The 12,043-nt window shown below is 48.9% G+C and carries 16 protein-coding genes; 2 read left to right on the top strand and 14 right to left on the bottom strand.

Annotation, left to right across the window (positions count from 1 at the left end; translation table 11 throughout):
* Positions 1–368, top strand: a 368-nt coding sequence (locus tag Q8M98_06830) for a S24 family peptidase (protein MDP3114474.1), incomplete at its 5' end; no start/stop codon positions are given.
* Between the two features lie 175 nt (positions 369–543).
* On the opposite strand, the gene Q8M98_06825 is transcribed toward Q8M98_06830, so the two are convergent.
* The 10 genes from Q8M98_06825 to Q8M98_06780 form a co-directional block, all read right to left on the bottom strand.
* Positions 544–810 carry a hypothetical protein gene (locus Q8M98_06825; protein MDP3114473.1) on the bottom strand — a complete coding sequence of 89 codons (267 nt, stop codon included), beginning with the start codon at positions 808–810 and terminating at the stop codon, positions 544–546.
* Positions 811–958: 148 nt separating this feature from the next.
* A complete protein-coding gene (locus tag Q8M98_06820) occupies positions 959–1,645 on the bottom strand; it encodes a DUF799 family lipoprotein (GenBank protein MDP3114472.1) in 687 nt (228 codons plus the stop codon).
* Positions 1,642–2,001: a DUF4810 domain-containing protein gene (locus Q8M98_06815; GenBank protein MDP3114471.1), complete on the bottom strand. Its 360-nt coding sequence runs from the start codon at positions 1,999–2,001 to the stop codon at positions 1,642–1,644. Before Q8M98_06815 ends, Q8M98_06820 begins: the two co-directional genes overlap by 4 nt.
* Positions 1,998–2,291 (bottom strand): hypothetical protein, encoded by a 294-nt coding sequence (locus Q8M98_06810; GenBank protein ID MDP3114470.1) that lies wholly within the window; start codon positions 2,289–2,291, stop codon positions 1,998–2,000. Before Q8M98_06810 ends, Q8M98_06815 begins: the two co-directional genes overlap by 4 nt.
* Before the next feature lie 11 nt (positions 2,292–2,302).
* The gene (locus Q8M98_06805; protein MDP3114469.1) at positions 2,303–3,250 is read right to left on the bottom strand and encodes a CsgG/HfaB family protein; all 948 of its coding nucleotides are present in this window, start codon (positions 3,248–3,250) and stop codon (positions 2,303–2,305) included.
* A gap of 93 nt (positions 3,251–3,343) precedes the next feature.
* A complete protein-coding gene (locus Q8M98_06800; protein ID MDP3114468.1) occupies positions 3,344–3,916 on the bottom strand; it encodes a hypothetical protein in 573 nt (190 codons plus the stop codon).
* Positions 3,917–3,963: 47 nt separating this feature from the next.
* Positions 3,964–4,539, bottom strand: a complete 576-nt coding sequence (locus Q8M98_06795; GenBank protein MDP3114467.1) for a T9SS type A sorting domain-containing protein — start codon at positions 4,537–4,539, stop codon at positions 3,964–3,966.
* A 223-nt stretch (positions 4,540–4,762) separates the two neighbouring features.
* Positions 4,763–5,197, bottom strand: a complete 435-nt coding sequence (locus Q8M98_06790) for an arsenate reductase ArsC (protein ID MDP3114466.1) — start codon at positions 5,195–5,197, stop codon at positions 4,763–4,765.
* A gap of 66 nt (positions 5,198–5,263) precedes the next feature.
* Positions 5,264–6,565: a permease gene (locus Q8M98_06785; GenBank protein ID MDP3114465.1), complete on the bottom strand. Its 1,302-nt coding sequence runs from the start codon at positions 6,563–6,565 to the stop codon at positions 5,264–5,266.
* Positions 6,562–6,858, bottom strand: coding sequence for a metalloregulator ArsR/SmtB family transcription factor (locus Q8M98_06780; protein MDP3114464.1), 297 nt, complete (start codon positions 6,856–6,858; stop codon positions 6,562–6,564). The genes Q8M98_06785 and Q8M98_06780 overlap by 4 nt, the downstream gene beginning before the upstream one ends.
* Before the next feature lie 400 nt (positions 6,859–7,258).
* Between Q8M98_06780 and Q8M98_06775 the strand changes: the two genes are divergently transcribed.
* Positions 7,259–7,663, top strand: a complete 405-nt coding sequence (locus Q8M98_06775; protein MDP3114463.1) for a hypothetical protein — start codon at positions 7,259–7,261, stop codon at positions 7,661–7,663.
* Between the two features lie 103 nt (positions 7,664–7,766).
* On the opposite strand, the gene Q8M98_06770 is transcribed toward Q8M98_06775, so the two are convergent.
* The 4 genes from Q8M98_06770 to Q8M98_06755 all read right to left on the bottom strand — a co-directional run.
* On the bottom strand, positions 7,767–8,426 hold the full coding sequence (locus Q8M98_06770; protein MDP3114462.1) for a hypothetical protein: 660 nt from the start codon (positions 8,424–8,426) through the stop codon (positions 7,767–7,769).
* Positions 8,427–8,465: 39 nt separating this feature from the next.
* Positions 8,466–8,903 (bottom strand): hypothetical protein, encoded by a 438-nt coding sequence (locus tag Q8M98_06765; GenBank protein ID MDP3114461.1) that lies wholly within the window; start codon positions 8,901–8,903, stop codon positions 8,466–8,468.
* Entirely contained in the window at positions 8,900–10,384 is a 1,485-nt protein-coding gene (locus Q8M98_06760) for a hypothetical protein (protein ID MDP3114460.1), read from the bottom strand. The genes Q8M98_06765 and Q8M98_06760 overlap by 4 nt, the downstream gene beginning before the upstream one ends.
* A partial coding sequence (locus Q8M98_06755) for a hypothetical protein (protein MDP3114459.1) occupies positions 10,384–12,043 on the bottom strand: 1,660 nt, incomplete at its 5' end. The genes Q8M98_06755 and Q8M98_06760, both read right to left, overlap by 1 nt.

Here is a 12,043-nt window from a genome sequence, read left to right as displayed (position 1 = left end):
TCGAAGTGAGAGACGACTATGTTCCAGCGGATTCTGTCGAAGTTCCAACCCGGTATCTTCCTTATGGTACGGACTCCTACATTGCCTTCAGAGTTAACGGTGCCAGTATGGAACCGCAGATACTCCATGAGGATATTGTGCTGATTAAAAAGCAGTATGATTGGTCGAACACGGATGGCAAAATCTGTGCGGTCAGATTCGAGGGAGGCATTACCCTGAAAAGGATACAGTATGATGAGACTCGCAAGGGAGTGATCCTCCAACCACTCAATAAAGACTTTCGGGTTGTTATTATAGACTCAGATCAGACTGACTCGCTTACCATGATCGGCCCCCTGGCACTTCAGTTGCGGGTCCCCCAAATCTGATGACCTCTCCCAAAAATCTGATGATCTGAAATCAGTCTAAAAACAGCGCATATTTGCAGTATTGGTGATACAGAAACGTCCAGAAACGTCCAAAAGGCACTGTGACAATTTCCGAAGCCAGTCCTATATATCTCTCCAATTCATAAAGCCTTACGACCACTGTGACAGTTGATACTCATTTGCAGGTTTGGGTGAGACTTTGTATCCCGCCAATGCCGACGGGGGAACACATCACGCTGATGCCGGTGCCTTGGACTGTGACCGTGGCATGTTGGATGGGGGCGCCTCCACTGCTGTAAACGGTGCCGTGGATGTGTCCTACCTGCCGGTCGCGAGAGCCCTTTTCGGCAAAATCAAGCCTATCAGGCTCAAGCTGCTGTGCAGATCCAATGCTAACGCTTGCGATCACTGTTAGCATCAATGCCATTAATCTAAGTTTCATCTTTGCTCCACTGTCTGAAAGAAAAAGGTTAATCAGAGAATATTCAGCATCCTAATTTGCTTGGCAAGCGCTTTGGACAGCCAGCTTTGGTGCGTGGGTGCGATAACTCATATTGGTCTTGATGATCATAATACTACGCAATAAAATCTCACTTTGCGATTTTGATGTTTCCCACTTTGGAGGAAGGAACCGTCGCTTCTCCGTCGGCACCAAAGAGGGGATGGTATTTGCCATGCGGGATATAGTTTTTGAAGGTAAGAATATTGGAGCGGCGGGCGTGTTCAAAATAATCCTCGGTAGCAGTTTTGACGGCGGATTCGATGATCGAGACAAGCAGGTTTTCGTTGGATGAACCCAGGCTCACTTCCGTAATGGTCGTGAAATCCCACATCACTTCGCCGGTGTCAGTATTATAGAGCATGTATTTGGCAGTGATCGACAGCGTTCCGGAAAGCAGAAACCAAGATTTGTCCCATCTTTCGATCTGGGTGACCAGAACCGCATCGGCACCAAAGTATTTCTTCAGGTTTTTCAGCACCTCATCGTTTATTGTTTCAGTATCATACAAGCCTTCATCCCGCAGCACGGCAAACACGGATTCCACGGAAAGTGGATTATAGCCCGTCAATCCCATCGCCTCGGAAAGGGATGAAGCGAAGTATTCTTTGGCTTCGGCAGCGGTGCTTTGGTTGATCGGGGGCATGATTATGATCACTGTCGGCGGGTTTTCATACATTTTGGGGAAAGTTTCACGCAATGTATATTGGTTGGTGACGCAACCGGTTAGCAGGAAGAAGGCAGCCACAATGAGGGGGAGGATCATGCGTTTTATCATTGTCCCTCCTCAATTCCCAGTTGATAGCGCTGGATGAGAAAATCCACGAACATGGCGGATTCCGCCCAGTTGCTTTTTTCCAGTTCAAAGTAGCGTTTGGCATCCGGCAGGCGATTCTCTTCCAGCATCAGCAACGCGTAATCGCAATAGAGACCAGGCGGGACGGGTATGCTATATTCCGCGGAACGGGCAAAGACGCGTTCCAGGCTTTGTTTAAACTGTGCCCGAGAAGCCTCATCCTGCTTTTTGACAACGTTGTAATAGCTCCTCGAATAGTTTCCGTAATACAAATATGGCTTGGAAACCGTGCAGGCAGCAAACGCAAACGGGATCAGCAGCAGCGCCAGCTTTCTCATGGAACGATGACTTCGGTGGTCAGCGAAGCGGAGATCAAAACCAAGCGTCTGAGTATGACATCTCCGCCGGAAGTGACCACCAGGTTATAGCTTCCACCCTTCAGCTCATAGAGCATCACGGGGACGCTTTGCACCGTCTGACCATTGAGGCTGAGGCTGATGTTGTCTGTATTGCCACTAATTTTAAGATAGCCGTAGCCCTCTTTTGCGTTTGCACCCTGGTTCATTTGGGAAACGCTGCAAGCGCTGAGCAGAAACAGCACCACGAGTAGATACAAGATATTGTTCATACTTCCTCCCGTCATTTTTCACCGACGAACATCTGCTTGATATCGCCGCTGAGGTCACCGGAAATGATTTCGCAGAGAGAAAGCTCCGTGAGTTCGGTTCCGGGAAGGATTTTTTGCACCTTGATCTTGGATATCTGAGTGGCAGGTAGTTCGATGGGGATCCCAGTCTGTGGATTATCCACCAGCTTGCCGCGCCGATACACTGTGAAAACATCTCCGATCTTGATCCCTTGCAGGGCACCGCCGGAGATGAAAGCAAACCCTTCTTCCACGTTCAGCACATAGGAGCGCCAGGGTTCGTTTGACAGGCGGTTGATGAGGTTGTTGATCACGCTGTTGATGGCGGCTTCGATGGCTTTGTCGGTAAGAGTTCCGTCAAAACCGGCTTGAGAGCCCATTCCCAGGATGGTGCCGGTTTCGGAGTATGCCTCGCCGGTTCCTTCTTCGCCATAGATCACAACTCCGGTGCGAGTGTCAACGATGCGCAGATTGACCTTGGCATAGGCGGTCTGTTTCTTGGTGCGATCGACCATTCCCACGTTGCCGGTGACGCTTCTGCCATAATCTGTGATCGCTCCGATGATGAAATAATCCGCGGGGATGCGCAAATTACCGATGTTTGAAATGCGCCGCTCGTTGGAGATGGCAAGGGTGTCCTGACGCTCGATCAGGATGAAGCGGTTTGTGATGGCAAGTTTGGCGCTGAGGATATCCGTGGCTTGTCTGGACATTCTTGCGGAGGTGTTTGAACCTTCGGACAAAAAACTATTTGCTAGGCGGGTCTCGTTTGAAAATCTGCCCACGGCAATCTTGCGCTTCAATCTGAAGGTTTCCTGGGTCTGAGGGGTTTCGGATTGGGGTATCACGCTCACCGGCGTGGGTTTTTCTTCCTTTGAGAAACCTGCGCAAGCTGCCAACAGTAGCAGCACTGCGAATAAATATAAGATCATATATCGCATGATTGTACCTCCATTGCGTCTTTGGATCAAGTTTGTTTTTCTTCCAATCTGTGTCAAGAATAATCTGCGGGGACACACTCGTTTTGGGTGCTTTCACTCCACTATTACTACAAACTCCCCCAGAGGGACAAAGTCTATAAACTGCCAGCCATAGACGTTTCCGCTATTGCCTTGAATGATCTGCGGATCGGCAAAGGGCAATGAAACCGGCTTGATGCCATTCCCGATAAATAGCTTGATCTCGCAAAAGGAGAGCGGCTTGCCCCAAGTCTTGGCTGTGCTGAGGATATAGACAGCTTCCTTGCCCACGACCTTTTGAGAATAGCTGAGACGCACTCCCGCAAAGCTCCGCGGCGGGAGGTCGAGCTTGAAAACAATGGATTGAGAGTTTTGCGAGAGGAGGCTGACCGCCATGCTGTCGGATGGCTCGATGATGCTCAGTTCATGGATCACTGCCAAACTCACATTCGCGGAAGAGGGTATCGGAAAAGCGATGGGCTGGCTGATAGCATGCGCGTGTTGATTGCTAAAAAAATAATCTCCGCTCACTTCCCAGAGCAGAGCATCTGAGGATGAGTCATCGATTTTTAGCGAAAAAGAAAGTTTCTCGGCTTCAAATGAAGGCAAAGCTTGCGCGAAACAGGTCAACGATGCACTCAGCAGCAAAAAACAGATCCAACAGCCTCGGAAACGCGTGACAGACTTCAATAGACTCACTTGATCACGGTCAATTTCTGTCTGGATAGCATTCTATCGGCTGAGAACGCACTCAGGAAATAGACCCCGCTGCCAAGGCGCGGCAAGATCAAATCCATCTGTCCAGAAGCGGGCAACTCATACTGAGACAGCACTCTGCCTCTCAGATCAAAGAGCTTGATGGTGATCGACCGGTTCGTCAAAGCGGTTCCGGTATATTTTACCAAAACCCGATCGGAAATCGCTGGAGTGAGCACGTTGGAAACAGTTCCAGCACTCCGTGAGGAGTTGGGAGCAAGGCATCGGAATTGCCGACGCTGGATGTCGAATCCCGGGATCGTTTGGGTGAAATTGACCGAGTAGGGAGGATCCGACGGAGGAGTGAAGTTTGCGGGAAAAGACCAGGTGCCTGAGGAAGTGCTGAAACTCATCGAGGGGATATCGTATGAATTGGCATTCTCATCGCCGAAGAGCACGTTGAAATCCTCATTCGCGTCAAACCACACCCTTGCAACCGCTCTGGGGATGACCGGATTGGCGCACAGAACGGTAAAAAGCGCCACACACGCCAAGGCAAAAATTACTTTCTTCATTGCTTTAACTCCTTACAGTCGTGGTGCACGGTTTACCCATAATTTCCATGGCTCATAGATAACAGTTTAAACATAATCTGATATTTGTCAATAACTTTTTACAGCGGAGCTCGGGTTTTAGCTGGCGATCACAAAGCGCGTTTGTCATTCCGAGCCCTATTTTTCTTTTCATTCTCTGCCTTTGTGTGTGTTAAATGATCTCTTCTGCATTTATCTCGTTGCTCTACTTCAAATTTCTATCTATGCCAATGAGATAGCCCAGTATTTTCTCCCGGACATCTTCCACGGTTTTACGAAAGCTGAGCAGGGAGATATCTCCCGGCTTGGCGTTAGATGGTGCCGGATCATCAATGCCGATGTGGAATTGTTTGACCGGTTTCAGGAACACCGGGCAGGTTTCTTTGGCGTGATCGCAGACGGTGATGACCAGATCGAGATCGTCTCTTTGCAGGAATTCCACCACGCTTTTGGAGCGCATCGAAGCAGTGTCGATGCCCATTTCCTCAAGCACTTTGGCGGCATAAGGATTGACTTTTGAGGGTGCGACTCCCGCAGAAAATGCCTGCCATCTATCTGAAAGATAATGATTTACCATCGCTTCGGCGATGATGCTGCGGCAGGAATTACCGGTGCAGAGGATTAGTACTTTACGTTGCATGGTTATCACTCTCTTCGGGTGCCGGGGTGGATGTTTCCGCCCAGCGGGATTCAATGCTGCACAAAATCATGCGAACACGCTCCCGAAAAAGTATCCCGCGAGCGTGGACATGATCACTACAAGGGTAATAAACGTGACAGTTTTCTTGAATCCCAGCACCGTATTGATCACCAACATGCTTGGCAGCGACAAAGCAGGCCCTGAAAGCAGCAATGCCAACGCGGGCCCCTTGCCCATGCCGCTGCCCAGAAGCCCTTGCAGGATAGGAACTTCGGTGAGAGTGGCAAAATACATGAAGGCTCCGGAGACCGCGGCAAAGAAATTTGCCCAAAGAGAGTTTCCACCCAGCGCCGATTCGATCCAGCGGGAAGGCACCCATGCTTCAAAACCGGGACGCCCCAAAAGGCTGCCGGCAATCATCACGCCGACAAACAACAGAGGGATGATCAGTTTGGCAAAGCCCCAGGTGGCGCCGAGCCATTCGTTCAGCTCGCCCTTTTCCAGAATCAGCCATAAGCTGAAGAGATAGATCCCCATCACAAACGGGATCAGGGGATTGGGATACAGATAACCGACTAAAGCAATGATCGCCGCAGTGAGGACAACCTTCCACCATTTGAAACGATAAAATATGCTCAGCGAAAAGCCAAAAAGCAAGGCTAACAAAGACGTGAGCAGCCATTTGTTGAGATACATCCAACCCAGAAAACCGGATTGAACGGTGGGTTTTGCCCAATTGATCACGATCAGAAAGAGGATCATCAAGCCAAAGTGGATGATCGTTTGCCACAGCGGTTTTCCGCCTTCCTCGGAGCCGAAGTTCATCGCCTTTTCCAGGCGCACGGATTCTTCTCCACGGAAGATCAGATGCATGATCAGACCGATGATGACGCTGAAAAGAATCGCTCCCACGGCTCTGGCGATGCCCATTTGGACACCAAGAATACGAGCCGTCATCACGATCGCGAGGATGTTGATCGCAGGTCCGGAATAGAGAAATGCGATCGCAGGACCGAGCCCTGCGCCGCGTTTGTAAATCCCGCTAAAAAGAGGCAGGATCGTGCATGAACAGACCGCAAGGATCGCTCCGGAAACGGCAGCTACGCTGTATGCAAGCCATTTCTTTGCCTTGGCGCCGAGATACTTCATCACCGCCGCCTGGGAGACGAAAACACTCACCGCTCCAGCGATAAACAGCGCGGGGACAAGGCACAGGAGCACATGCAAACGCGCGTAATCCTGCACCATGAAAAAAGCTTCATGCAAGCCGGCACGAAAACGCGGCGATGCAAATGGGATGAAATAGGCGGCGAGAAACACACCCACCATGATCAACAGGATTTTCAGTTCTTTCAGTTTCCTGCTCATGAGTCTCTTCCTTTAGCCAATATTCCGGTCACGCATTGATACATATCCAAGATGCAGGGACACAAAAGACGGTAGAAAACCTGATTGTTGTGCTTTTTTCCAGCGATGATACCGGCTTGTTTCATCACGCTCAGGTGTTTGGAGACGGTGGACATATCGGCACCGATGATCTCCTGCAATTCACCTACGCAGTGCTCTCGCTCATGAAGTCGATCCAAAATCAGCAGGCGGGTAGGATGCGCCAACGCTTTCATAATGATCGCCATATTGTCATATCTGGCAGTCTGTTGCATTATCTAAACCTCGCTTGTTATGCATATTTGGTCAAATTGCCAAGCATGCCAGAATAGTCAAGTTTTTTTCCTGACTATCCAGAGACTTCGCTGTTGAAAAGGGTCACTTGAATTTGCAAATTGGCTCACTGATTTTTGCAAATGGCATTTTTGCACTCGGTTTGGATCAAGGCTTTTGCAAATTAGCTCACGATTTTTGCAAATGGAAGGACTGGGAAAGGATCAAGGCTTTTGCAAATTAGCTCACGATTTTTGCAAATGGCATGTTGCTGTGACAAATGAGAGCCTATAAAACCACAACTTTCTTATCATATTGTGCAGAAAGGACTTGACCACTGTTGCGAGGGGGTTTAGGTAGAACCCATAAGTTAACAGTCGGGTAACCGAGAAGGAGATCAAGATGAACAAGCAAAAACAGAATGGCAAAGACAAGGCAACGCTGGAGGAGATGGTGAAATCAGGCAGCCAGATCGTACTGATGAGGGAAGATGGTTCGGAGCAGCCTGTAGAAGACATGGCAGAGAAGGCAGGGGTATTGAAGTTAGGATCGACCATGAAGGTGATTGAGATGAGTAAGACCGGTTTGGATAGCGCTGAAAGCGATCCGGTCGAGGATGATCCATACGCTGGTGAGTTCCACTATAAGAACTGGTGGAATCAGTTCCGGGGACCCTGGCTGCAGTCGGAGAAGATGACCGAGGAAGAGATTCGGATCAAAGCCGATGATGCCTGGGAATGCAGCGACTATAAGGAAATGATCAATCTGATGGCAGAGTTGATCTGCAGGCTCCAGCAGAAGCAATAAACTGCTCAACAATATCATCAGTTACCCGGCATTGCCGGGTTTCTGTTTCGGGTCGGTATGGTCTGTGGTTTGTTATCTATTTGGGTCATTCTCTCTTTTTCCGTTAATCGGTGCTGAGCGCAAGGATGTTGTATTTCAATTCCTGAGCAGACCATCGCTGACCGATACCTACATTGAGTATGACTTGCCCACCATCAAGTTTGATGTCTGCTATGTATAGAAAACAGTCACACTGGTTTGTCAAGATAACTTGAGGTAGGTTACCATATTCCTTATCCAATTTATGTGCAACAAACTGGTCGTGATTGATATCCGGAGGTGTCCGTTGACTGGGTACTCCCACTCCTCTGTTCTGGTCTTGGATTTCGTAGATCATATTAGTAAGAGATATAGTTTCATTGTTGAAATGCCTTTTCTCTATGCAATCATCGGAGAGTTTATCGGCTGTAATGGATTCATTCAGAACATGATTGGTGTAGATAGCGCTGTTCTGGATACCTCTGGCATCGAGTTTACCGACAGTACAGGTCTTGCCGGAGAAAGAGCCATTAGGTTCGACCTTGTCATCCCAGATCTCATAGAAGCCCCAGTCCTGCTCTCTGAGGGTATCTGTTTCGTAATAACCTGAGCCGGATGGGTTCTCAAGAACCTTAATGCCGTTGGCAAAGGTTGCCCCGGGTCTGACCAGTCTGATGGTCACTCCGGTTAAGGGGATACGGTTGGCTGCGCTCATGATGTAGTAGCTGATTCCAAATCTGTACATGTCTGCTCCTTGTTTTTATTGTTTTGTTTAGGTTCTTTTTTATCGAAAAACGGTTTCATTCTCGTCTAAGGTATGGATATAATCAAAGCTGATGGTGGTGAGTTCGCCGGTGTATCTGGATTCCAGAGATACTTTTATCTTTTCGGGATACTCATGCAGATCATCGGGCATCTTAGGTAGTTGAGTGATAATTACGGGAAACTGCCTGATCAGTGTGCTGTACCATGTAAACTCAATATAGAACTTGCCCGGAATAGTCAGGAAGTAAAGGAAAGCGCTGTACTCTTCCGGTCTAAGCACTGCTTCAAGGTTGATGGCATCTTCCCGATACGGTTCTCTTTGATGGAGGATTGTGGGGTCATAGGCATTCTTCTTTTCAATGCGGTATTTGAGCTTGGGAACATATTCCACCTGCCCGTTCTCGCAGGTATAGAAGCTATTGCCGCTGCCGGTTCTGATCATGCGAAAGCCCTTCATATCAACCACGCCTTGAGTTTGTATTCATCATTTGCATAGTTACGCTCCAGCTCGGTAATGGCATAGACCTTGGTCTTGATCCTGATCTTGGACTGGAGATTAAGGCTGTATTTGGTTAACTGATCTATTACTGCTTCAATGCTCCACTTGGAGTCGTAGAAGTCCATCAGATAGGGCTGGATGATGCCTTGCAGTTGAGATGTGTCTCCTGCCATAATATCTATGGCTTTGATATCCGGCTTCTCCTGATTACCACGCTTGGAGAGAAAGGATACGACATCAGAGTCCGCTATATCTATTATGGAAGTGGAATAGGCATCCTTATTCTTGAGGATGATGTTGCCGTTGGTATTTGTGAAGATGGTGGCATTATAGAGCATCAGCATAGCTTGTAAGGCTTTGAGGTTATCAGTCTGCTCTGTTTGCAGGGTCTCGTAGGACTTACCGGGCTGCAGTCTGGTGGGCATGACATTGCCATGAAAGTGGGCTTCGACCCAGAGATTGACAGCATGGCTGCTGCCATAGCTGCATTGACCAAGGCTGCCGGTGCCGGTCAGGCTATTCAATTGAGCTTCGGATATACCGTTATCATTAAAGAAACTGATGAACTCGTTGTAAGCATTATCCAAAGAAGTGAGGCTGTCCTCCCAGCCGGTCTTTTCGTCATACTCTTCAATCACGGGGCAGATGTTGTTATAGAACTTGTATATCCTGCCTCTGTAGCGACCTTGATATCTGGTGGTGGCAGGATTGGGATAGGTGGCTTGGATTACCTTCTTATAGGCAAAGACAAAGGTGATTTTGTTACTTGGTGTATCAACTCTGTAACCGAACTTGGGTGCAAGCCAACCGGAGCTGTGATAACTGTAAGTCCAACCACCGGGAGGATTGGGAAAGGCAAGCAAGTCGTCAAAGTCAACATGCGCTATGGTCAGAGCGTTGCCCATGCTGATGTTTAGACTTGGGATGGTGAACTGGTTGCTGTAGGGAACTGCGATTGGGATAGTCTGCCCGATGTCCTGCAGGAAATATCCAAGCAACCAGATGGGCTGATAACCGGCTGTCAGGCTATAGTAATGAGTCAGGTCGGAAAATACCGATAGCAGCTTGATCTTATCGTAACAGGTAAGTTTGAGGATGCCGGTGGACACATCGAATGATAGCTGCGAGGTATCGATTATCCCCGTAAAGAACAGCGCAGTATCCCGATAGACCTTCACTTCATAATGTGAGATGTAACGCTCATGCTCATTATTCCCGGATAGGATATTGGTATTGATCCAGGTAGTCGGGAAGCACTCAAAGACCAGTCGCTTGGGTTCTCTGCTGTAGTTGGAGATAGACTGCAGCTTATCGGCAGAGACCGACAGACTGATGATAGCCCGACTTGCAGCGGTATCGGTCAGGCTGTGCTTGATCTGGCTGTAGTCAACAGCATCAGTCTTGCCTTGAATAAAATCCACTTTGAAGAGGTTTGGCATTATACCTCAGACCTGATCTGCCGGCCGGTATCGGCAATCTCGCTGACCCGCACCGGATCATTGGACAAGGGATCAACATTAATCTCGATAATGGGCTTAGAGTCTTTGATGTTCTGCTTCATCTCTATGACCTGATCCCGCAGCTCGCTCATGATATCCAAGAGCGCAGTTATACTGCCGTTACTGCTAATACTGCCACCGGAGGCATAATATGAGCCGAGGTTGGCAGGCAGTGGGTCACTCGGCATCGGCAGTCCGGCAAAGGCAAGTTTTACTGATTCCAAAGGAGCGAAGTTCAGGAAGTCGAATATACCTCTACCAAGAGCTTTTACCCTGTCCTTGGCAGTGATGTACTCATCACCTTCGGCTTCGATGATGATCCCACCATTACTATGAGAGTTCCCTACTAACATACCGCCTTTGGCTGCTTTAGGTGGTTCGGTGCTGTTGATGGCAGCCACGTTAGCCAATCCTGCTCCGATGGCAGCGGCAGCCGCGGCGATTGCCAGTCCGGGGCCGACTACCGGGATACCTGCCATTGCCTTGTAGGCGGCAGTAGCAGAGGAATAGGTATCCATCATCGCCTGAGCTATGGAAAGCGTCTTCCACAGCACAAAGCCTTTCTTGCCGAAGGCTTCAGATGTCTTGGCAAGGTTGCCGAGGATGGAACTGACTCCTTCAAAGTGTTTGCGGTCATTATCCTCTCTGATTCTGGACTTGGCGAGTTCGGTCTGCTTGGTGATCTGCGCTTCAGTAAGACCCGCAGCAATGAGTTTATCCTTCTTCTTGGCATAGTAGTTGTCGATAGCATCCATTTCTGCCTGATATGTATTGCCCGCCAAGTCCAAACCCCTCTGCGCAAATTCAAACCGCGTATCCTCCAATTCCTGAGCCCTGCGTTTATCTTCCTCGGCAATCCGCTGCTTCTCCTTCTGCTCAATCTCGGTTTGTTTGATTCTCTGTGCAGATGCATCGGTTTCCACCTTAGTTATCTCTTTGGCATAGTAACTACTGATATTGGCAAGGACAGTTTCGGAGGCTTTGAGCGAGCGTGCTTTTTCCAACTCGGCATCCCGCTGGATAGATAATTCCCGTTGCCTGCGAGCCACTGCATCATCTATGGATAGGGTATCATACTTCTGTTGAAGTGATTGCAGAGCTTCGAGGTCTTTTTGCTTGGATTGGACAAGCTGCTGTTCAAATCCCTTGATCCGTTCCAGAGTGGAGATCTGCTCGTCGGCATTGAGAGCTGTTACAGCTCCCAGCGCTTTATAATGCTGTTTGGTGTATTCAAGCTTATACTCAAGCAGTGCTATTCCGGTTAAGGTAGCTTCCGTCTCTATCCTCACCTTTTCCTTATTGAAGTCGGCTCTGGCTTTGCTGTCCTCAACCGCTATCTTCTTAGCCAACTCAGCCGCTTCAATGGTGCGTTCCTTCTGCCTGTCGAAGTAGTCAGAACTGACGATAACCAGACCGGTCTGCATCTTCTTGACCGTATCCTCATAGTCAGCCATTTCTTTCTTGATCTCACCCAGTCGGCGTTTGGCTTCCGCATAGTCGATGCTGAAGGCTATCTCCCGGTGTTTGGCGACTAAGGACTCCACACTTACCGCTGTACTGTCTACAGAGTCCTTGTACTCATCCTGCGTTTCCATTGCC

The organism is Candidatus Cloacimonadaceae bacterium (assembly GCA_030693415.1).
In the GTDB taxonomy this organism is placed as follows: domain Bacteria; phylum Cloacimonadota; class Cloacimonadia; order Cloacimonadales; family Cloacimonadaceae; genus JAUYAR01.
The sequence above is the reverse complement of the archived record's forward strand: the minus strand, read 5'-3'. Positions and strand labels throughout refer to the sequence as shown.

Bases quoted from the DNA above. Each gene is read 5' to 3' on its own strand.
- Q8M98_06825 (MDP3114473.1), bottom strand. From the start codon at position 810: ATGAAACTTAGATTAATGGCATTGATGCTAACAGTGATCGCAAGCGTT.
- Q8M98_06820 (MDP3114472.1), bottom strand. From the start codon at position 1,645: ATGATAAAACGCATGATCCTCCCCCTCATTGTGGCTGCCTTCTTCCTG.
- Q8M98_06815 (MDP3114471.1), bottom strand. From the start codon at position 2,001: ATGAGAAAGCTGGCGCTGCTGCTGATCCCGTTTGCGTTTGCTGCCTGC.
- Q8M98_06810 (MDP3114470.1), bottom strand. From the start codon at position 2,291: ATGAACAATATCTTGTATCTACTCGTGGTGCTGTTTCTGCTCAGCGCT.
- Q8M98_06805 (MDP3114469.1), bottom strand. From the start codon at position 3,250: ATGCGATATATGATCTTATATTTATTCGCAGTGCTGCTACTGTTGGCA.
- Q8M98_06795 (MDP3114467.1), bottom strand. From the start codon at position 4,539: ATGAAGAAAGTAATTTTTGCCTTGGCGTGTGTGGCGCTTTTTACCGTT.
- Q8M98_06790 (MDP3114466.1), bottom strand. From the start codon at position 5,197: ATGCAACGTAAAGTACTAATCCTCTGCACCGGTAATTCCTGCCGCAGC.
- Q8M98_06785 (MDP3114465.1), bottom strand. From the start codon at position 6,565: ATGAGCAGGAAACTGAAAGAACTGAAAATCCTGTTGATCATGGTGGGT.
- Q8M98_06780 (MDP3114464.1), bottom strand. From the start codon at position 6,858: ATGCAACAGACTGCCAGATATGACAATATGGCGATCATTATGAAAGCG.
- Q8M98_06775 (MDP3114463.1), top strand. From the start codon at position 7,259: ATGAACAAGCAAAAACAGAATGGCAAAGACAAGGCAACGCTGGAGGAG.
- Q8M98_06770 (MDP3114462.1), bottom strand. From the start codon at position 8,426: ATGTACAGATTTGGAATCAGCTACTACATCATGAGCGCAGCCAACCGT.
- Q8M98_06765 (MDP3114461.1), bottom strand. From the start codon at position 8,903: ATGAAGGGCTTTCGCATGATCAGAACCGGCAGCGGCAATAGCTTCTAT.
- Q8M98_06760 (MDP3114460.1), bottom strand. From the start codon at position 10,384: ATGCCAAACCTCTTCAAAGTGGATTTTATTCAAGGCAAGACTGATGCT.